The organism is Paenibacillus daejeonensis DSM 15491 (assembly GCF_000378385.1).
In the GTDB taxonomy this organism is placed as follows: Bacteria; Bacillota; Bacilli; order Paenibacillales; family Paenibacillaceae; genus Paenibacillus_D; species Paenibacillus_D daejeonensis.
Genome location: NZ_KB899674.1, coordinates 120,820 through 141,549, shown reverse-complemented (window position 1 = coordinate 141,549; position 20,730 = coordinate 120,820). Strand labels below are relative to the sequence as shown.

The following is a 20,730-nucleotide window of genomic DNA, read 5'->3' as shown; positions in this document are numbered from 1 at the left end:
CGTAGGGATGCTGTCCACGCCCTGAGTAGAGAAAAGCGCATAGTGCATCAGCAAAGGTGAAATCAATCTTTTCTTCGATCGCGCTCCAAAACGGGTGCCGGGGTAACCTCGAATAGACCATATGATCTGCAATGCTTAGTTGGTCAAAGGTTTTGTAACGGACACTCGTTTTCATTGAGCTTCACTCCTAAGTTGGTGATTTTTCTCTATTATAGCGAATGAGACTCTTGCTTGCAGTTATTCACATTAAATCGACAGTCACTATATGGCCGTTAGATCAGAAGTGATTTTTAAAGGGGCCGTCCACCGATCAGCTTTCACTGACGTTTTGGACAGCCCCTGATTTCAACCGCTAGATGTAAGATCGATCCGTGACCGTAGGATCCTATTTTCAAAAACTAGGCCCCTCTAGCTTCACTCTCCGAAGAAACTTGGAACTGTTGCGCTAGGAAGGCTGCCGTTGCTTCGAAGGCGGCGTCCAACTCTGGAGTCGCGCCCTCGTAAGGATGCGACACGCCAAAGGTATGATTGCCCCCAGGAACAGACACATAGGTGTGTTGGGGGGACGTTTCCTGTAATCGGCCGACAAATTCCAGCAGACGTGCGCTATCCTGATCGCCTTGGACAATCAATAGCTGCTGCTGCAACGCTTCGACATGTCTGGCTATCTGGTACCGCTCGCTATTCGCCTGTTGGTCGAGAGCCACGGCTCTCTGGACGGGGGTCAAATCCGGATCGGACAAGTCCGACACAGGGGATGCTCCGCCATTCCAGACAATGACCGCCGCCACATGCTCCGGATGCTCGTGCGCGTAGATGATACTGCTGCCGCCAGAGCGGCTATGGCCGAGCAGTGCCGTCTTATTGGCATCGGCTTCTTCCCGGTAAGGGAGCTTGCCTTCATGCAATGCGCTGAGCAGTGCTGACAGATCCAGCTGGTCCTGGCTCACCGTACTTGCATCGGCTACAGTCGCTTCATCAATACCTTCCTCCCAGGCCGTAATCCGCGAGTAATCAAAGGTAATGGCATAATAGCCCAATGCAGCAAAGCGCTCTGCAACTTCCGGCCAGAAGCCCCAGTCCTGGAAGCCCCGAAAACCATGAGCCAGCACCACCACAGGCTTCGCTCTGCCATCCTCAAGTGTCCGCACCCTGCCTTTCACCTTCAACTTGTCCGACAGCACCAGTTCAAAAGACGCCGCAGCAACTGTTTGATTCGACATACGCAATCTCTCCTTTATTTTATAAAATAAAAAACAGAGCTATGCCTCAACACCTGAGGCTACCTCCGTTTGAACGGTCCAATATAGTATACATACTAAATTTATAGGATTACTTAAGTTTAAAGTTATCACGATTCCCCCATCTCGTCAATCCTCATTTTGAGAAGGACATCCTACGGAAAAATACGCTTGACCTGCTGCCAAAGGGCAGGTAAGATATGCTTATTCCAAGTATACAAACCTTTTTAGTGTATTTTGGACTCTAATCCACCGTATGAACGGAGATGCCCCACTTTAGTGGCGCATCTTTTTTTGTGACTATGCGCCCACACGAAAGGAGAATCATCCGGACATGATTGAACTGGTTAGTGAAGACCGGTGCATCACCTGCGGACTCTGCGTTAAAGTATGTCCAACGTTTGTGTTTGACCAGGATGACAACGGCCTCCCCTTTATTGCCCGACAAGAGGATTGTCAGACTTGCTTTGTCTGCGAAGCCCATTGTCCGGTAGATGCCCTGTACGTCTCGCCTTTTGCTGACGAGCAGGTCGATGTAGACGAAGACGAATTAATAGCATCCGGTGCTCTGGGCAGCTGGCGCGCAACCATTGGCTGGGGCCCGGGCCGCACGCGGCTGGCTTCCGTCGATACCACCGAGTTTATCAACCGTATCCTGCCCCCTCGTCCCCCGCGTTCAACATGATTCATTCATCTTACGCTTGTTAAAAAGAAGGGAGTCCCCGTTTCATGAAATCATTCGCTCGCTTGCCTTTCTTTGTCCTGCTGTTAGTCATGGCTATTGTCCTCTCCGCTTGCGGCAGCTCCTCGAACCAGACGGTCGACAGCAGCCCAGCTACACCTGACGCCCCAGCAGCTCAAACCGATCCTGTCGCTGCTCCAACAGAGCCCGCTGTCGAGCAGGAGCCGCTAACCCTGACGTTCTATGTAGGCGGCGGCACGCTTACGGATACCGAATTTGATTTGTTTTTCGTGCAGCCAACCAAGGCCAAATTCCCACACATTACGCTTGAAAAGCTTGTCCCTGCCGATGGCGTCACTCCTGCCCAGGTCCTGACCTCCAGTGATGCTCCGGACCTGATCTACCAGACAAGCGGCTCTTATTATGCTTTTCAGGAGCTGGATGCCTTGGCGGATCTGACACCGCTGGCAGAGCAATTTAATTTTGATACAGGCCGCCTGAAGCCCGTGCTTCTTGAGTCTGTGCTGAATTTCTCGCGGGCTGGCGAGCTGTTCACACTGCCTTTCTCCTCTAACGTAGCCGCTCTATTCTACAACAAAGACATCTTCGACAAGTTCGGTGTAGCTTACCCGCCGGATGAACAGATCACCTGGGATCAGCTCATCACGATTGCCCAGTCTCTAACGCGCTCAGACGGAGGAGTCCATTATATCGGCACCGATCTGAACAACGGTCCAGCCACCCTGCAGGGCAGCTACGGTATCTTTGCCCTCGATCCGGAAACCGGAGAACCAACGCTGCAGTCGCCGGAGTGGCGCAAGGTATTCGAGACCGTGCAGAAGAGCGTTCAGATCCCTGGCTATGTCCAGGGTGACCGGTACGAATACAATCGGGACTCTTTTATTCTTGACCAGAACCTGGCCATTCGTCCGACCCTGCTCGCCAATCTTATTGGACCGCTGGAAGAGCTGCGTGCCGAAGGCAAGCCACTGAATTGGGATCTGGCCCCCATCCCTAACTTCGAGGATCATCTCGGACAAGGCAAAGTCGCCAATGTCCACTCCGTTTCGATCTCCAGCGTGAGCAAGCACAAGGAAGAAGCTTTCCAAGTGTTGGCTAATATTCTGTCCGATGACGTACAGCGCGTCCTCTCCCGCAATGGCCGGGTACCGGCGATCGACAATCCGGAGCTGGAGAAGGAGTTCGGCGCTGACATCGAGGTACTCAAGGATAAGAAAATTGAGAATATCTTCAAAACCACACCGCCTGTCCTCCATCAGCACCGTCTGGAAGGCGATGTCTCCAAGCATGTCACCCAGGCGTTCGCAGATATTGCGTTGGCTGGCATTGATGTCAATACTGCCATTCGTACCGCTGAAGAGGCCATTCGCAAGGACTTGGAGACACTGAAAACGACCAAACCTCAATAAGAAGGGAGCGAAACCGATGAGCGCAATTGAACACAAGCTGACAGCTGATGTGCTAGTCCTTGGCGGCGGACCGGCAGCGGCATGGGCAGCGTGGAGTGCGGCTTCCCAAGGTGCTCGCGTAATTCTTGCCGACAAAGGCTACTTGGGCACTAGCGGCGCTACGGCGCCGGGCGGCACGAATCTCCTGTATCTCCCCCCAGATCGCGAGCTGAGGGATAAAGCCGTAGAGCAGCGATACCAGGGCGGCGGCTACCTCTCGGAGCGTTCATGGACGTACCACGTGCTGGATCAAGTCTATATCAATTTGGAACGGATTGAGAAATGGGGCTACCCCTTTGTTCGTGATGAGGAAGGAGTGCCCCAGCGTGGCCATTTGCAAGGCTTGGAATATATGAATTTGATGCGCAAAGTGGTGCTCAAGGCGGGAGTGAAGGTATTGGACCAGCACCCCGCCCTGGAGTTATTGACGGATGAGCATGGGGTCGGAGGCGCACGTGGGATCTCCCGGCTCGACGGCAAGGACTGGGAAGTCCGCGCTAATGCTGTCGTACTAGCTACCGGCGGCTGTGCCTTCCTCAGCAAAGGGCTGGGCTGCAATGTGCTGACTGGCGACGGTCTGCTGATGGCTGCAGAGCTCGGAGCTGAATTGTCCGGTATGGAATTCAGCCGTGCCTATGCCCCGAGCGCCGCCTTCGGCTCGGTGACGCGGGGACGCTTGCTGGGCTGGGCCACCTATTATGATGAGGCGGGGAATGTGCTGAATGCCGACGGCAACCGGGGGCAAATCCTGCAGAGGGCAGCAATTGAAGGTCGTACGGTGTATGCGATGATGAACAAGGCGGACACCCCCGAGAAGCAGGCGATCTTGCGCAAATCCCATGCGATCTTCTTCCTCCCTTATGACCGCGCAGGCATCGACGTTTTCACGCAAAAATTCCCGCTGACGACGCGTTGCGAAGGCACCGTGCGTGGCACAGGCGGCATCCGGCTGGCTGGAGAAGACTGCTCAACCTCGGTGGCCGGCTTGTACGCGGCCGGGGATGCGGCCTCCCGTGAGCGACTGATGGGCGGCATGTCTGGCGGCGGCGCATTCAACGCTTCGTGGGCCATTTGCTCCGGCACCTGGTCAGGTGAAGCCGCAGCGGCTTATGCGCTGTCTCACAAGCAGGCCGCACACACACGCAACTTGAAATCGGCCGGCCGTTATGGACTTGAGCCTTCTGAAGGAGAGGCTGGCGGCGGTCGGCAGGTGCGCCAATCCGGCGATCAACCGAGCAATGCGGAGCTGCTTCAGGCAATCAAGCACGAAGTCTCGGTCGATATCAATTATTTCCGCAGCGAGTCCCGGCTGCGCGATTCGCTGCAGCGCCTGCACGCACTCTGGCCCACGGTTGGCCGCCCGGCGGAGGCGGCTTCGCTGCAGCAGCGTCTGCGTTCCCGCGAGCTGGCCGCGATGACCGCCACCGCGCGCTGGATGCACACCGCATCGCTGCAGCGCCGCGAAACCCGCGCCATGCATACCCTGGCCGAGTACCCCGAGCAAGACCCGGCCCAGCTCCACCGCATTGCACTATGGGGCCTCGACGATATCTCGGTCCGCTATGATGCGGTGCCGGTGTAGCCAAGTGCTCACCATGGCGGGTCATGAAGTGATAGTAGATTGTGTATGATTGATGGTTAATGGTGAGAGGACGGTGAGCGGACAACAGTTTGATAGACCGTGTGTGATAGGTTGGGCACTGTACGGAGTGCGGGAGTGGGCAATGGTTATAGTCACTGTGTGGTATGTGGTGAGTGGACAATGGTTGATAGCCACTATGCGCCGGACGGTAGCCGAATGAGCGATAAGCACGTGTGATGACGGTGGGCAACGACCTCACCATTTTAAGAGCCCCGCCGGGATAACTGGCGGGGCTCTTAGTGCACAAGAGAGAGTGAAATAAACTGACCAGACCGCTCGCACTCTAACCAACTGCGCTTTGGCATTTATTCCAGTTGTTCTCGCCACTCGCACTTTATCCAACTGCAGTTTGTCATTTATTCCAGCTGATCTCGCCACTCGCACCCTATCCAACTGCAGTTTGGCATTTATTCTAGCTGTTCTCGCCACTCGCACCTTATCCAACTGCAGTTTGGCATTTATTCTAGCTGTTCTCGCCACTCGCACCTTATCCAACTGCAGTTTGGCATTTATTCCAGCTAATCTCTCCCCTCGCACCTTATCCAACTGCGCTTTGGCATTTATTCCAGCTGATCTCGCCACTCCCCCCATCATTCAGGTGCACTTCGTTACTTGGATCGCTCCGTTTGCCCGATTCCCCACACATTAGGTGCACTTTGTTACTTGAATCACTCTGTTTGCCCGGTTCTCCATACATTAGGTGCACTTTGTTACTTGGATCGCTCCGTTTGCCCGATTCCCCATACATTAGGTGCACTTTGTTACTTGGATTGCTCTGTTTGGCCGATTCGCCTCACATTAGGTGCACTTTGTTACTTAAACCCCGCCAGCATCCACCGATGCCATGCGGGGCCATGAACTCTCCAGCATCCTCTCGCTACTGTGTATTCTTGAGCGTCTGCAGGTCCTTATTAATGCGCTCCTCGGCGGTTCGCAGAGCCGTGTTGACGTCGACTCCGCCGATGGCGAGGTCTTTGGCGGCTTCGCCCAGGTGCTTGGAGATTTTGCGCTCATACTCGTTTTCTGCATTAAGCGTGCGTGGATCCGCCTTGAAAATATTTTCAATCGTCTTGCCCTTCAGCACTTCGATATCCGCACCATACTCCGCCTCCAGCGCCGGATCATTCAGGACGGACACCCGGCCATTGCGGCTAACCAGACGCTGTACCTCGTCCGAGAGCAGCTCATTGAGTACCTGATAGGCCTCCTCCTGATGCTGACCGCCCTTCGTGATAGCGAAGCGGTGGACATTAATCTCAATGCTGGAGCCAAGCGCTTCCTCAAAGTTCGGGTGCGGCGCGAAGTCCCAATTCAGAGTAACGCCCTGCTGCCGCAGCTCCTCGAGCGGCCCGACCAGTTGGGCCAGATTATGCGAGTATAGCGCCAGGTTCTGGTCCACATAGAACACATCATCCTTGTCATCATGACGATAGTCATCGCCCTTGACGAAGCCCGGAATCGCGTACAGCTTCTCCAGCGTTTGGAACACCTTGGACCACGATTCATTCGTCACCGCCGCTTCTCCAGTCGCCGGATCGATAATATCCAGGGACAGCCCGCTGCCAAGGCGGGTAGGAGACAGATCGATGCCGATGTAATCGACGCCGCCGTCCGTTCGCGTGAGCCGGGAAGCAATGTCCAGAATCTCATCCCAGGTTTTCACTTCATTAATATAGGGTTCATTGAAACGATCGAAGATGTCTTTATTCACGTAGATGACGGGCAGGTTGATGGAAAAAGGAAACTGATTCCCCTCCGAAGACTGATGGATGGCACTGACCACCTCCGGCTTCAGCCGACTTTCGTCATAGCCAAATTTCTCCTTCAATGGCGTCAAATCCTCCACCAGGTCTTTTTCCTTCAGCTCGGCATAGTTGCCGCCAAAGATAAGGTCCGGAATCGTACCTGCTGTAATCAACGGTTCGATCGGATCACCTTCGGGGATGTCCAGCAGCTTAATCGTGATATGCGGAAATTTCTCTTCCACCGGCTTGAAGTACGTGGCCACCTCAGTCTGCGTCAGCGTAACACCGCCGTATTTGAAAATCGTCAATTCGATTGGCTCTAACGGGGCACCCGCAGCATCGTTGGTATTCCCCTCCGTCACCGGTTCTGCTGGTGTGCTCTGGTCCGTCCCACTTGTGTTAGACTGCTCTGCAGTGTTCGTGCCCGAGGCGCAGGCCGATAGCAGCAATAGCATCGCCAGCATCCATAGTGCAAGTTGGTTTTGTCGTCTCATCTCTTCACCTTTTTCATACGTGATGGTAACTCTCTCTATAAAAAAAAGGAGACAGATCTCATGCGAGATCCTCTCCCTCCGCTGATGCGGTCGCCCTGCGATAGCCCTCTTATCCTCGTACTGTGCCTTGCCCTCCCTGCCTAACCAGAGTTTAGCTCTGGCTCAGACGGATCGCTCCGACTGAATCGACGCCCGCATGGTCCGCAGGATCGGGGTGGTATCGGTAGCCGCCATCGAAACGGCGCCATGGCTGCCAAACCCGATCGTCGCCCGCCAGCTCCCTAGCAATCCGCGTGCAATCAGGTCCGCTTCCTCCACCTCCACCTTCTCGTCCGCATGATGAGCAACATACAGGGCATCCGCCGGACAATGGGCTTCGCACATGAAGCAGGTCTGACAGTCCTCCTGTCGGGCGATGACAGGCAAGCCATTGTCATCGCTATCAAACACATTGGTCGGACATACGCGCACACAGAGACCGCACGTGATGCAACGGTCTTCACTGACCAGTTCAATCATATCGGCTGTCCCTCCTTTACGATGACCGGTGGCAAAACCGAACCGCCCCGCGCCTTCACGTACTCCGGCCGATAGGTGATCCGGTCGGTTCCTGACAGCAGCAGCCGATGCGCGAGCCGCTCATCCGCCACGGGGTATTCTGCCATCGTATGCATGCCCCGCGTCTCCTTGCGCAGCAGTGCTGCCGTATACATCCAGCGTGCATTCACGACCATGGCAGCTGCTTCTCGTGACTGGACAGCAGCGGTGACACCAGGTGATACTGATCCCTGCACGAGCGGCCACAGCTGGTTCAGCCGCTCCAGCGATGCGGCAAGCACCGGCTCGCTGCGAAAATAATTGATTCGCAACGGGAACATCTCCTGTTGTACCCGGTTAACCACTTCCCGTACAGGAATCGGATCGGTGGTTACCGCTGTATGCTCCAGTCCATGACGTCCAGCCGGACGCAGTTCGCGTTGCCTGGCCTCCACCTTCTGGGAAGCGGCATAGCGTGCCGCTCCCTGTCCAGCCCAGGTACCAGAAGCAATCGCCCAGGACGCGTTGTATGCCCCGCCGCCGGAACGGGCGCCAGCGGTCTTCTCCCGCGAAGCCGCATCCCCTGCGGCATACAGCCCTTGCACCGCCGTCGAGCAGTCCTCGCCGACGATCCGGATCCCGCCAGTGCCGCGGATCGTGCCTTCGTAGCGCATGGCGATAGGAAACTTTTGTGTGAAAGGATCAATGCCCGCCCGGTCAAAAGGCACGAACCAAAGTGGCGTGGAGGCACGAAGAATCTCGCGTTTATCCGGAGTATCCGCGTGCGTCAACTGGGCGAAGAGTGGGCCTTTATCCAACTGGACGGCGAAGAAATGGTCACCCCGCGGCCCACCTTCATGGACCAATTTACCTTGTTCATTATAGAAGGAGGCAAAAGAAAGCAGACGATTGCGCGTAATCGTGCCAAAAGCCGCCGTCGTTGCATACTGGCGGCTGAACTCCATGCCCGACATCTCCACGCCCAGCTCGGAGGCCATCAGTTGACCGTCGCCAGTCTGGACATTGCAACCGAGCCCCTTGCTCAGAAACGCGCAGCCACCAGTGGCGATAATGACGGCATGAGCTCGGACCTCCCAACTCCGGCCATTCAGCCGGTTGACGCCACGAGCGCCGCCAACGCCATGCTCATCGGATAACAGCTCCAAGGCCGGATGCTGATCCAGCACGTGTACGCCGGCTTTTCGCACAACACGCCGCATCAACTCCATGTACTCCGGGCCCTGCATGTGAGCCTTGTAGAGATTGCCATGCTCATCAAGCGGGAAGCGGTAGCCCCACTGCTCCACGAGGTGAATATTCAGATAGGCCTGCTCCATCAAACGGTAGATCCATGGCCCCTCTGACAACCCGCCGCCGGAGGCCAGACGCTCCTCCACCATCCGCGAACGCTTCGCATCATCCGGCTCCACATACAGAAAGTTGGTCCCGCCCGGAGCGGTTGCTCCGCTCGTGCCGAGATAGCCTTTGTCTGCGAGCACGGTGCGGGCGCCATGAGAAGCAGCACTCCACGCCGCCCAGGCACCTGCAGGACCGCCCCCGATGACCAGGACGTCGGCACTTAGCGTCTCATCGGCTGGCGCGCTCATTGCGCTTAACCCCGGTCGACCACTTCGGCACATCAAAGCGGCTTCGCTCGGTACGGTCGATCTGCACGATCTGTCCGTCATGTACCGTAATTTGTACTACGCCATAGGCCAGACCTTCCACCTGATCCAGAATTCGCTTCCGCCACACATCATTAATTTCCACCGCTCGTTTCATCTGCTGTTCCTCCTTATGATTCGAATGTAGTATTAACAGGCAAAATTGTATCCGCCAGCGCTCTGCGGCTGTTCGGTTTCTCCAGCTCACGGAATGATTCGTCCAACAGTTCCGCCTCTCCTTGATAGCCTAGCGCGATAACCGCATGCAGCGCGATATGATCCGGTGTACCAAGCAGCTTGCGGGCAATTTCCTGATCAAATCCGCCGATGGCCCGAGTGGACAAACCGAGCAAATTGGCCTGAATGGCAAGGGTGGCCCAAGCCGCTCCCGCATCGAAAGCGTGACTGCCATTGGGTTCCCCGCTCTCCTTGACCTTGGAGGAAGCCAACAGCAGCAGCACCGGTGCTTTTAACGCCCAGAGTCGGTTGCGCGGTCGCAGGAACTGACCGAACACCTCGCGCTCTGGTTCCGTTGCGGCAACATAGAAGCGCCAGGGCTGACCATTACCGGATGAAGGGGCCCAGCGCGCCGCTTCCAGCACAGTATACAGTTGCTCATCACTGACCGGCTGCTCCGCGTAAGCACGCGGCGACCAGCGATTCAGAATCAACGGATGCACACGGAATTCAGGGAGACGGGAAGCCGCCACTTCGGGACGGTAACCTTCCGGGGAACGCCAGACTTGATCTTCGGCTTGATGGGCAGTGGTACTCATGTCAATCATCCTTTCCTGGATGGGATGGGGTACTACATCTCAATCGCTATCTAAAAACGACACGCGATCCGGGCAGCACACAGAATCCGCTGCAGGGTCAACCGGTTGGTGACCCGGCATCCGAGATTCCGGCTGCGCGCACCGGCCGCGGTGGCAAAATCCGATTAATGAACGGCGTCTGGTCCACCGCCGCCAGTTTGGTCCGGCCGGGTCCCCAGCCAAGCGTCGCCCGCCAGCTCCCGAGGACACCATCTGCAGCAAGTGTCTCTTCATCGACGTCTACGGCTTCATCGGTGTAGGGGGACACATAGAGCGCATCCACAGGACAATAGGCCTCACAGATGAAGCAGGTTTGGCAATCCTCCTGGCGGGCAATCACCGGGGCATGAGCGGTTTTGTCAAACACATTGGTCGGACATACCTTGACGCACAGGTTGCAGCCAATACAACGGTCATCACTAACGAGCTCAATCATTGGGCTCCAGCCTCCTTCAGCGCAGGTGCTGCCTGATCTGCCAGCGGAGTCAGGAACGAACGGTCCGGCTTCACCTCAATGCGCTCCAGGCCGGACACAAGCAGGCGATGATGCTGATTCGGATCCAGCTCCGGATATTCCCGCAGCACATGTAACCCGCCGCCGCGTGTCTCCTTGCGGGCAAGCGCAGCAGTATACATCCATCGCGCCGTCGCAGCCATCGCGGCAGCCTCCCTGGCGTGCACCCGGTCATGCACCGTGACCGGTGCCTGGGCATTCACCTCGGGCCACAGCGCATGCAGCTTGCCAAGCGCCTCACCGATGCTTTTCTCGGTGCGGAAATAATTGATCTCCAACGGCAGCACCTGTGCTTGGATCGACCGAATGAGCGTCCTTGTGTCGATCTGCCCAGGCGTGGGGCCATCGCCTTGGACCGAAGGCCGGCCAAGGCCATAGCGTCCCGCCGGCCGCAGTCGCCGCACGCTGCCCACGCCAGCCGTCCGGGCGTGCTTGGCTGCGCCAGCTCCCGCCCATGTGCCGGAGCAGATCGCCCACGACGCATTGAATGCGCCGCCGCCAGAAGCAGCACCGGTTATCCGTTCGCGGGTGGCAGCATCGCCTGCAGCGTACAGACCAGGAACAGTCGTGCCGCAATCGTCAGTGACAATCCGCAGTCCTCCCGTGCCACGCACAGTGCCCTCATAGCGGAGTGTCAGCGGAAACGGCTGGGTGAAGGCATCAATGCCCGCCCGGTCGTAAGGCAAGAAGAAGATTGCGTGCGAGGACCGCAAGATCGCCTGTTTCTCCGGGGTGTCCGCCTTGTTCATAATGGCGTAGACCGGCCCTTCCAGCAGACACTTCGCCAGAAAATCACCGTCTCGCCGCCCCTGCAGCTCCTTGCCTTCCTGGTCGTAATAGGTCGCCCAGCCCAGCAATCGCGACCGGGTGTTGGAGCTAAATGCTGGCGCTGGCGCATACCGCCTGGAGAATTCCATGCCGGACAACTCCGCTCCGACCTCCGCACCCATCAGGTAGCCGTCACCCGTGAGGACATTACAGCCCAGTCCTTTGCTGAGGAAGGCACAGCCTCCGGTCGCAATGACCACGGCCCCAGCCTCGACTTCCCAGTCTCTGTTCTGTTGGCGCAAGATGCCTCTGGCCCCGCCGACGCCATGCTCATCCACAAGCAGCTCCAGCGCAGGCGCGTGATCCAGTACTTTGACACCCGCTTTTTTGACTGCCTTGCGCATCAGCGCCATATATTCGGGTCCCTGCAAATGATTACGTTGCGGCACGCCATCTTCGTCCCGTACGAACGGATAACCCCACTTCTCCACCAGTTCCAGATTGATATACACCTGATCCAGCACCCGGTGGATCCAGTCCGCTTCCGAGAGAAAACCGCCGGATTCCATCCGTTGCTGTACAGCTTTCTCCCGCAGTTCACGATCGGGAGGAAGATAGAGCAAGTTCGTGCCCCCTGGCGCGGTCGCTCCGCTGGAGCCCAGATAGCCTTTGTCGACGAGAACCACCTTGGCCCCCTGGGATGCCGCACTCCACGCGGCCCATGCTCCTGCAGGTCCACCGCCGATGACCAGCACATCCGCTGTCAGCTTAACCGCTGTTTCGCCGCTCATATGATACGCCTCCATTTTTTCTGTCCTGTTGTCAGGAGCCTGTTTTCTCCCATGTCTCGATAATTCGGTTACTCTCTTCTTCCGCTGTGCGAAGTGCCGAATTGACATCCTTGCCTTGCAGAGCAATTTCCTCCGCCGCCTTGCCTAGTACATCCCCTAACTGGTTGTCGAGAACATGAGGGGGATTGTTCGGCTTGGCTTCCAGCTTGAATACATTTTCGACCTTCTTGCCCTTCAGCACTTCAATATCTGCTCCGAATTCCTGCTCCAGCTCAGGATTGATAATCGCCGGTACACGACCATTGCGCGACACGAGACGCTGGGTTTCATCCGATAGAATGTTCGCGATAACCAGGAACGCATCATCTAAATGCTTGCTCTGGTTAGACAAAATGACGGAATGGATACTGCCGCCCACCTTGTTGTCGCCAAAGCTCGGGGCCGGCGCGATATCCCAATCCAGCTCGATACCCTCTTGTCTCAGCTCCTCCAACGGACCAACCATGTTGGCCAGGAAGGCTGGGCGAATCGCCAAGCGGCGGTCCTGCATGAAGGTGACGCGGTCGTAGCCGATTTCCTGATTCTCACCGATAAAGCCGGGAATTTCATATTGCGACTTCAGAAGATCAAATATATTCGTCCATTGGGGGTCTGCCAGTGTCGAGCGCCCGGTAGCAGGATCTACATTGGGCAGATCCAGACTGCGGACCAGGCTGCCTGGCCCGCCGAGATCGATCCCGATATATTGCACGCCGCTATCTTGGACCGTCAGCCTGCGACCCAGCTCTAACCACTCCTCCCAGGTCTGTGGCTCGTCGGACGGATACGGGACATTAAACTTGTCGAAGATTTCCTTATTATAGTAGGTAATAAATAGATTGAAGGATAATGGCACGGCAATCAGCTTCCCGTCGGGGGTGAAGCTGCGGATGGAGTCTAGGATTGCCGGCTTGATCCTGTCGATGTCAACACCATGCTTTTCAATCAGTTCATCCAGCTCTTGTACCACGCCCAGATCCAGGAACCGGTAGTAAGACGGGCCGCTGCTTGTGTAGATGATATCCGGAATTTGACCGGTTGAGAGCAAATCCTCCGGCGTCGTATCCGAATCCGTCTTAATACGCTCTAGCGTAATGTGAGGATACTTCGCCTTGGTTGGTTCCACGATGAGCTTGTTAAACTCCGTATCGGTAATCGTATTGCCATAATTCCAGAATGTAATGGTTACCGGTTCCTGCGATTCTGATTCTGCCGCTCCGCCTTCTGCCGCAGGTTGTGGCTCGGTTGGCGGTGCCGTGTTGTTGCTATTGCCCCCTCCGCAACCTGCCAAGGCCACGGCCAAGATAAGAATGAATAAGGTCCATTTGCTGATTCTAACCACGATTTCTGCCTCCCTCTGTATGAAAAAACAAAAAAAGATGCCGGCTTGTGCATATGCTTGTCTCCGGTCAATGCCGGAGCAGGCAAGTGCAAAAGCCCACATCTCCATTGGAATGGTCAATGCCATCATAATAACCTATAATGCCAATTGTTTTACTCAGAATTAGTTGTATCCAATATTAGCACCCTCCCCGCTTGCTGTCAATGACAATTTAAAAGAGTGGGTTTCCAGAATAATACGTTAAGCAAGCTAAGACTCGCCTTCCATACAAGCAAGGCGCACATCCTCAAGGGATATACGCCTCCACTGCTTCAGCCTGGATCGTCTCGCCGTCCAGATACCGGATCTCAATCGTCTTGCCTGGTTGAAATGCAGGAACGTGGATCACAGGTATGAACGTATCGATGACTGCCTTCGCCGTCTCGCCGTCCGGCTTAACGAATGACACCTCCAGAATGACACCAGGCTGCTGGTCCATTGTAGCGTTTGTCATTTGAATCGACTCGACGACAGCTGAAGCTGCAGCACCTTCTGCCAGAATGATCTGACGCTGCCTCTTTTCTCCCTGCTTCTCCTTAATCATCCGGAAAATGATCGTCAGAATCAGCGCAGAGGTGACCATCATGAAGCCGAGTACAATCAGCACGATTGTTGTAACTTCCATACTACACCTCTTCTTACATTAGAGTCAGGTACAGGATACCACATTCCCATGTTTTCATCTATGAAGTGAATATTCGTTGCGACAACGCAGAAGCAAGATGGCGGATAGCTGCCTTGGTATGGCGATACAGCGTGGATCTGCTTAAATGGTACGCTGCTGCGAGCTCATTCTTGTTGGCTTCACGACGGATGTAGCTATCGTAGAGCAGCTGTTGTTCCACCTGTGACAACGGAGGCGCCGGAACAGTGGCTTGCAACATCTCACATATTACTTCTCGTAACCTTCCCTCAGTCATCCCCGAACGCTGGAGCAAGGTCAAGCCGCTCAATTTCTCTGCCTCAAACAAGTGCTCCAGTGCAAGCTTCATCTCTTGCTCGTTGATGACTTCAGCTGCCTGAGACTGCCCATCGGTGAAAGCCGCCGCCCCGGCTACTATTCCTCCCTCCGCTATGGCATCCGAGCGTTGAATCACCTGCTCTACCCATTCATGAAAAGCTGCATGCCGGAAATCCAGCACCCAAGCTTTCAAAACGGATGCCTTACTGGAGAGAGGCTCGCCCGATTGTTGGCTTATTGGCGGAACAGCGACTTCGCGAAATCCCAGCTGGGGCAGCAGCGCATGAAGATGGGGATCGGCCGTCAGAGCAATCCCCCGCAAGCCCTCGGTCAACGTAATCAGCCATTGCCTCATCAGCAGTGCGCCCAATTCCTCAGCGGCATACAATCTGCGACTCACGTCAACGGCGGCGAGCAGCACAAATAAGGTGTCCGCTAGCTCGGCCGGACGTTCCGCCAATTCCGACTCCGACTCCTCTGCAAAAACAACCCTCCAGCCCGGAGCAAAGCGGTCCATGAGCGGTAACGTTCCCTTGTGCAGCCGCAGACCGGCACAAAATGCCACCGGAGATCCAGTGTCGTCATACACGGCGACGATCCCTTCCGGACAATTGTGATAGATGGCAGATAACAGCGCTTCATAGTCATTCGGGTTCACCAACTCGGACTGCCAGAAAGGTCTTTCCTTCGAGGCAGAGAGCAGCCGTTGTAGGACCGGCATATCTGCTTCACCTGCCATTCGGCCCTCTCCCGGCTCCAGACGTGTAGCGAAGTTTGCATAAGCGCTGGCAGCCGGCAACAGCTCACGGTATAGCTCCAGCACATGTGCAGCAATGCGCAGCTGCATCCGCCGGTCGACGGTGTGGAACTTATCGGCCAACAACTCCAGCGTGCGGTGGCGCATGGTTTGGAATCGCTGCGGCCACCGCTGCGCATGATCCTCTCGGAGCAGACGCGCGACGACATGGTGCAGTACCATGCCTCCGGACGTCAGGCGGACAAACGATAGCTGGCCCAGAGCTATATAGTCTGCAGCGGACAGCGGCGACGGCAGCAATCGGTCAAGCCATGACTGGTCAGCTGCGGGCAACACCGCCAACGCCCCCAACGCTTCATACAGAGCCGGAGAGGTAACCTCCAGGAGTAATTCGGCACTGAGCAGAGAGGGCAGCTCGTCCAGTGCTCGTGCCAGATCTGCCCCCCGGGACCGCATCAAATCAAGGGTTAAGGCGAGCGATAACGGGTGTCCATCCGTCAGATGGGCGACCTGCTCTTGGAGCGAGGGTTCGAGCCCGGCCCCCCGTACGTAATCCAGGACTTGCTTGCGCGTGAAAGGCCGAAGCGGCACATGCCGCAAGCGCGGGCCCCACATTGGATTGGTTCGCCAGGAGAGGGCAGGTCCCCTCCGGGATGCAAACACAAGCATGAGAGGCGCATTGGCCAGGACAGGCAGAAAACTGGACATCAGCCACCCTTCCAGTCGCCCGATCTCCTCGCAATTATCAATGAGCAGGACGGTCCTGCGGCTCCCGATCTGCAAGACGATGCTCTGCAGCAGCGACACATCCGACTGGCGGCGGATGCCGTATTCGCTCTCCATCGCGAGCTCCAGCGCGGACAAGAAAGCCGCAGGTGAGACCAGCTCGCTTTGACCGTCCAACCATAACGTCATGGCTCCGCCTTGCATGGCTTTTTTACCGGTTTCTAATAGCAGCGTCGTTTTGCCGATCCCACCAATACCTGTCACCGAGACAAGCTTAAGCTGTGCATCCGGATCGTTCATCCATTCAGCCAGACTTTCCAACTCCTGATCGATGCCTATAATGGGATACAACCCGTCAGAATGATAGGCCGATTCCTCTGATTTCTCCATGTGTTCATCACTCCCGGGCTTAACATGACACAATTATGAACCATCTGATAGATTCATTTTATACTAAACTAGGATAAGCAAGGAAGAACATGTACCTTTGTATTTACAATTAGAGGGAGAGGATTGTTTGAGACAGTTAAACATCGGCAGCGCATGGCTATTAATTATGGTGCTCGTCATTCAGATGGCGTTGCCGATTCCAAGTGTGCAGGCCGAGGATGATGTGCGCCCGCCCGAACGCGATGGATGGGTATTGTTGACGCACCGGGAGCATCTGATTTATATGAACAAAAACCAGGAAGAGTATCTGACAGCCAATATTCGGCTTCTCGCGTCTGTCGATCTCTCAGGATATGATTGGCAGCCATTTGGAGGAAATGGCATACCTCCTTTCAACGGCGTATTCGACGGGAATGGATTCCTTATTTCCGGCATTTCTGTAACCGGAAATGAACTGGAGTCTGCTGGTTTCTTTGGCAGCTCCAGTGGCACTATCCGCAATCTCGGCGTGGAAGGTCAAATCCGTGGAGGGCACAACGCCGGGATATTGGCAGGCCTAGTACAGGGAGGCAGCATCGACCGTTCCTACTCGTTGGGGTCGGTAGAAAGCGGATCGTCACCCGGTGCAGGATTAAGCTTGGCGGGCGGACTGGTCGGACTCGTGAATTACGGATTAGTTACTCGTTCTTATTCAACTGCCGATGTCGTCGTCGGCGCTACCGGTAATATGTATGCCGGCGGTCTCGTCGGGAGCATGGGCAACAGTAGTATCGAAGATGCCTATGCAAGAGGTTCAATCTCCAATCGGATTCACAACGAGCGTTATGCGTTGCGCTCCGCCGGTGTTTCGGGAAATATTGTAAACGGCACAGGTACACGCATCTACGCAACCGGGGCGATCGATCAGTCTACCAACACGAACGCTCTCTTCAGCTATTATGGTGGGCTGACAGCAGATTTTTTTGTCTATGGCGACATCCAACAATCTTTCTTCGATGCCATGACGACCGGTGCAGCCACCGGCGTTGCTACAGAACCGAACTCCGTATCCATGGCGAAGACCACAGCCGAGATGCACCAGCAATCGACCTACGTCGGTTGGGACTTCGCTACAACCTGGGTGATTCATCCGGATATCAACGACGGCTATCCTTATCTGCGGCCTGCCGTCCTTACGGAAGAGCTTCCTCAAGCACTTAAGGGCGAACAGTACGAGGTTCAACTGACCGCTTTTGACGGCGCTGGCGGAGGTCTGACGTGGAACGCCACCAGCTTGCCGGACGGCCTGGAACTGACAGCCTCCGGCTTGCTGCGGGGAATCCCGGAAACAGGCGGAGCATTTGTCGTCTCCGTCACTGCAGAGGATAGCGGGTCCGCCTCGGCAGAAGCTGCCCTGCAGCTTGTCGTAACGGAGTCAGCTCCAGACATAGCCGCCTTCGAGGTCCGCCCCGGAGCTGTGATCGGGAGCGTCGTCGCATCCGGTGAACGGGCAGATTCGCTGCACAATTTCGCTTATCTACTCTCGGATGTGGCTATCGACAGGCCAATGGTGGGGGATGCTCTTCCGGCTGAGGCGATGCCTTACGTGACAGGCGATGACATCACGGGTGTAGCAGCAGCTAAATTCCTTAGCTTGTACGAAACGGACGGCAGCGGGCTCATTAAGGCATGGAGCTCTGTACAGTTGGAAGAATCGCACATCCGGGCAGCGATCCGGGTGACGGGAATCCGTGTGGAACCCGCGGAGCTGACGCTAACTGCAGGCGATTCCCCGCAGCGTGTCACGGCGACTATCGAACCAGCGAATGCCGATAACGAAGCGGTTAGCTGGAGCAGTGAGGATCCCGAGATAGTCACGGTTGATCAGGCGGGCGAGATCATGCCGTTGACCCCAGGCACAGCAAAGGTAACAGCCGAGGCTATGGATGGTGGCCACACGGCAGAGGTGACAGTGACGGTGCAAGCCAGACCGCCTGTACCTGAGCCGGCTCCCGACATAGCCACCTTCGAGGTCCGCCCTGGAGCTGTAATCGGGAGCGTCGCGGCATCTGGTGAACGGGTAGAGCCACTTCATAGTTTCGCTTATCTACTTTCGGATGTGGCCCTCGAAAGGCCAATGGTGGGGGAGGCGCTCCCGGCTGAGGCGGTAGCGTACACGGCAGATGAGGACATTACGGGAGTGGCGGCAGGCCAATATCTCAGTCTGTATGTGACAGACGGCAGCGGACTCATTCAGGCATGGAGCTCTATACAGTTAGAAGAGTTGCACATCCGGGCAGCGATCCGGGTGACGGGAATCCGTGTGGAACCCGCAGATCTGACGCTCACTGCAGGCGATCCGCCGCAGCGGGTCACAGTGACTATCGAACCGGCGAATGCCGACAACCAAGCGGTTAGCTGGAGCAGTGAGGATCCCGAGGTAGCCATGGTTAATCAGGCGGGCGAAATCACGCCGCTTGCTCCCGGCACGGCGACGGTAACAGTCGAGACCCAGGATGGTGGCCACACGGCAGAGGTGACAGTGACGGTGCAAGCCAGACCGCCTGTTACCGGGTCTATTGCTGGCACGGTCCACGACAGTGGGGGCAATCCGATACCTGGGGCTGCTGTGACCGTCGATGGAGAAAGTATGGTCGTCACTGCTTCTGACGGTACGTTTCAGATTACGAATCTAAGAGCGGCTACCGTCTCGATTCAAATCACTGCTCCCGGCTACCAGCCGGTCACGAGGACAGTAGATATCACGGCAGGAGCCTTGCTAGAGTTAGGCCGCATCGAGCTGGCCAGATTGCAGACCGATGGCGGCGTCATTTATTACCCGCCCGTCATGCCTCCTGCGCCGCAGACTCAATCGACTACACTTGTATCTGTTAATGGCTCCGACACCCAAGTCACGTTCACTTCGAGTCAAACAACTGACGGCCGCTATGCTGCAACGCTGACATTTGATGAAGCTCAAGTGCTAGCCATGTTGAATTTGCTCGAGGGAGACCGGCATGCAATCATCGAGATGGACCGCGCCGAATCCATCGTGCTTGTTGAACTGCCAGCTGCGACACTGCGACGAATGTGGCGAGCATTCCCTGACGGTACGATTGAGATTCGCGTAAACGGTGCCGGTATCACACTGCCGCTAGCACTAGTTAGCCAGGATAGCAGCAGCGAGATCGTGACCCTGCGTCTGGCCAAATTAACAGACGAAGAAGAGACCGCAGCCAAGGAGACGTTATCCAGTCTGGGCTTGCGTCCCGTGTCGGAGATTGCAGAGCTGTCCATTCTACTGGATGGAGCTACTGCTGGGGTATATGGCGACCGCTATATTGCCCACCGTCTAACCTTGGATGCTCCTAACACTTCAAGTCACCTTTCCGTTGTACGGATTGGTGAAGAAGGTCAGCACCTGCATAGGACACCATCTGAACTGCCGAACGGTGCAGATCAGATCTCCTTTTTCTCGTTGCAATCTGGCGTATTCACAGTCGTAGAATCCTTGTCTGTCTTCACAGACTGGCAGCATCACTGGGCAGGACCTGATATCGGGTTTCTCACAGGAACTCGGGTATGGGAGATTGACAAGGAGGACTCCCTTGCCCCAGATGCACCGGTTAGCCGGGCAACGTTTACCACGCTGCTCGTCCGGGCGCTTGGCCTTCCCGAAATGACCGGGCTGCAATTATTCCATGATGTGGAGGAAACCGATCCTTTAATCAAAGTATACAACGCAGCATGGGAAGCGGGATTAATCAGCGGATACGACGATGGCGCCTTCAGACCGGAGATGCTCATGACCCGCGAGGAAATGGCCGTAATGATGGCTCGTGCTCTGGCTTTTATCCAGGAGCATGGTTCTGCTGTGGGGCTCATAGCGAATGAGCGTGTGGCGCAGGCAGATGTAGCTGCTCAATTGGCTGACGCAGAGGACATCGCCTTCTGGGCGAGAGCGGCCATTAATGAGCTCTATACAGCCAAAATTATTATTGGCATGCCAGACGGGGCATTTGCTCCCAAGCAGCCAGCAACCAACGCTCAAGCGGTGGTTATGCTACGACGGCTGCTTCAGCATTTTTCACTATCATAGTACGATTAAAGACATCCCGGAAGTTGAGGCGGGATG

15 protein-coding genes are annotated in these 20,730 nt (G+C 56.0%); 4 read left to right on the top strand and 11 right to left on the bottom strand.

Going from position 1 to position 20,730, the window contains the following annotated elements; genetic code table 11:
- Positions 1-398: 398 nt before the first annotated feature.
- The gene (locus F556_RS0128605; RefSeq protein ID WP_020620429.1) at positions 399-1,223 is read right to left on the bottom strand and encodes an alpha/beta hydrolase family protein; all 825 of its coding nucleotides are present in this window, start codon (positions 1,221-1,223) and stop codon (positions 399-401) included.
- A gap of 352 nt (positions 1,224-1,575) precedes the next feature.
- On the opposite strand from F556_RS0128605, the gene F556_RS0128600 reads away from it, so the two are divergent.
- The 3 genes from F556_RS0128600 to F556_RS35520 are packed head-to-tail and all read left to right on the top strand — an operon-like array spanning position 1,576 to position 4,974.
- Positions 1,576-1,926 (top strand): 4Fe-4S dicluster domain-containing protein, encoded by a 351-nt coding sequence (locus F556_RS0128600; RefSeq protein ID WP_020620428.1) that lies wholly within the window; start codon positions 1,576-1,578, stop codon positions 1,924-1,926.
- 44 nt (positions 1,927-1,970) lie between these two features.
- Positions 1,971-3,353, top strand: a complete 1,383-nt coding sequence (locus F556_RS0128595) for an ABC transporter substrate-binding protein (protein WP_020620427.1) — start codon at positions 1,971-1,973, stop codon at positions 3,351-3,353.
- 16 nt (positions 3,354-3,369) lie between these two features.
- Positions 3,370-4,974 (top strand): FAD-dependent oxidoreductase, encoded by a 1,605-nt coding sequence (locus F556_RS35520; protein WP_020620426.1) that lies wholly within the window; start codon positions 3,370-3,372, stop codon positions 4,972-4,974.
- Between the two features lie 937 nt (positions 4,975-5,911).
- On the opposite strand, the gene F556_RS0128580 is transcribed toward F556_RS35520, so the two are convergent.
- The 10 genes from F556_RS0128580 to F556_RS0128535 all read right to left on the bottom strand — a co-directional run bounded on the left by F556_RS0128580 (position 5,912) and on the right by F556_RS0128535 (position 16,616).
- The gene (locus F556_RS0128580; protein ID WP_026297551.1) at positions 5,912-7,273 is read right to left on the bottom strand and encodes an ABC transporter substrate-binding protein; all 1,362 of its coding nucleotides are present in this window, start codon (positions 7,271-7,273) and stop codon (positions 5,912-5,914) included.
- Positions 7,274-7,435: 162 nt separating this feature from the next.
- Entirely contained in the window at positions 7,436-7,792 is a 357-nt protein-coding gene (locus tag F556_RS0128575; protein ID WP_020620423.1) for a 4Fe-4S dicluster domain-containing protein, read from the bottom strand.
- Positions 7,789-9,417 (bottom strand): FAD-dependent oxidoreductase, encoded by a 1,629-nt coding sequence (locus tag F556_RS0128570; protein ID WP_020620422.1) that lies wholly within the window; start codon positions 9,415-9,417, stop codon positions 7,789-7,791. The genes F556_RS0128575 and F556_RS0128570 overlap by 4 nt, the downstream gene beginning before the upstream one ends.
- Positions 9,398-9,592: a YezD family protein gene (locus F556_RS35515; protein WP_020620421.1), complete on the bottom strand. Its 195-nt coding sequence runs from the start codon at positions 9,590-9,592 to the stop codon at positions 9,398-9,400. Before F556_RS35515 ends, F556_RS0128570 begins: the two co-directional genes overlap by 20 nt.
- A 13-nt stretch (positions 9,593-9,605) precedes the next feature.
- The gene (locus tag F556_RS0128560; RefSeq protein ID WP_020620420.1) at positions 9,606-10,250 is read right to left on the bottom strand and encodes a nitroreductase family protein; all 645 of its coding nucleotides are present in this window, start codon (positions 10,248-10,250) and stop codon (positions 9,606-9,608) included.
- 97 nt (positions 10,251-10,347) lie between these two features.
- Entirely contained in the window at positions 10,348-10,725 is a 378-nt protein-coding gene (locus F556_RS0128555; protein WP_020620419.1) for a 4Fe-4S dicluster domain-containing protein, read from the bottom strand.
- Positions 10,722-12,362, bottom strand: coding sequence for an FAD-dependent oxidoreductase (locus F556_RS35510; protein ID WP_020620418.1), 1,641 nt, complete (start codon positions 12,360-12,362; stop codon positions 10,722-10,724). Before F556_RS35510 ends, F556_RS0128555 begins: the two co-directional genes overlap by 4 nt.
- A gap of 31 nt (positions 12,363-12,393) precedes the next feature.
- Positions 12,394-13,743 carry an ABC transporter substrate-binding protein gene (locus tag F556_RS0128545; RefSeq protein ID WP_020620417.1) on the bottom strand — a complete coding sequence of 450 codons (1,350 nt, stop codon included), beginning with the start codon at positions 13,741-13,743 and terminating at the stop codon, positions 12,394-12,396.
- 286 nt (positions 13,744-14,029) lie between these two features.
- Complete coding sequence (locus F556_RS0128540; RefSeq protein ID WP_020620416.1) at positions 14,030-14,407, bottom strand: hypothetical protein; 378 nt, start codon at positions 14,405-14,407, stop codon at positions 14,030-14,032.
- Between the two features lie 58 nt (positions 14,408-14,465).
- Positions 14,466-16,616: a hypothetical protein gene (locus F556_RS0128535; protein WP_020620415.1), complete on the bottom strand. Its 2,151-nt coding sequence runs from the start codon at positions 16,614-16,616 to the stop codon at positions 14,466-14,468.
- A gap of 127 nt (positions 16,617-16,743) precedes the next feature.
- Here F556_RS0128535 and F556_RS0128530 point away from each other — a divergent pair, with 127 nt between their 5' ends.
- Positions 16,744-20,694, top strand: coding sequence for an Ig-like domain-containing protein (locus F556_RS0128530; protein WP_026297549.1), 3,951 nt, complete (start codon positions 16,744-16,746; stop codon positions 20,692-20,694).
- The last annotated feature ends 36 nt before the right edge of the window (positions 20,695-20,730 follow it).

Coding starts and splice junctions, on each gene's coding strand:
- F556_RS0128580 (WP_026297551.1), bottom strand. CDS start 7,273: ATGAGACGACAAAACCAACTTGCACTATGGATGCTGGCGATGCTATTG.
- F556_RS35520 (WP_020620426.1), top strand. CDS start 3,370: ATGAGCGCAATTGAACACAAGCTGACAGCTGATGTGCTAGTCCTTGGC.
- F556_RS35510 (WP_020620418.1), bottom strand. CDS start 12,362: ATGAGCGGCGAAACAGCGGTTAAGCTGACAGCGGATGTGCTGGTCATC.
- F556_RS0128575 (WP_020620423.1), bottom strand. CDS start 7,792: ATGATTGAACTGGTCAGTGAAGACCGTTGCATCACGTGCGGTCTCTGT.
- F556_RS0128560 (WP_020620420.1), bottom strand. CDS start 10,250: ATGAGTACCACTGCCCATCAAGCCGAAGATCAAGTCTGGCGTTCCCCG.
- F556_RS0128535 (WP_020620415.1), bottom strand. CDS start 16,616: ATGGAGAAATCAGAGGAATCGGCCTATCATTCTGACGGGTTGTATCCC.
- F556_RS0128605 (WP_020620429.1), bottom strand. CDS start 1,223: ATGTCGAATCAAACAGTTGCTGCGGCGTCTTTTGAACTGGTGCTGTCG.
- F556_RS0128555 (WP_020620419.1), bottom strand. CDS start 10,725: ATGATTGAGCTCGTTAGTGATGACCGTTGTATTGGCTGCAACCTGTGC.
- F556_RS35515 (WP_020620421.1), bottom strand. CDS start 9,592: ATGAAACGAGCGGTGGAAATTAATGATGTGTGGCGGAAGCGAATTCTG.
- F556_RS0128540 (WP_020620416.1), bottom strand. CDS start 14,407: ATGGAAGTTACAACAATCGTGCTGATTGTACTCGGCTTCATGATGGTC.
- F556_RS0128600 (WP_020620428.1), top strand. CDS start 1,576: ATGATTGAACTGGTTAGTGAAGACCGGTGCATCACCTGCGGACTCTGC.
- F556_RS0128570 (WP_020620422.1), bottom strand. CDS start 9,417: ATGAGCGCGCCAGCCGATGAGACGCTAAGTGCCGACGTCCTGGTCATC.
- F556_RS0128595 (WP_020620427.1), top strand. CDS start 1,971: ATGAAATCATTCGCTCGCTTGCCTTTCTTTGTCCTGCTGTTAGTCATG.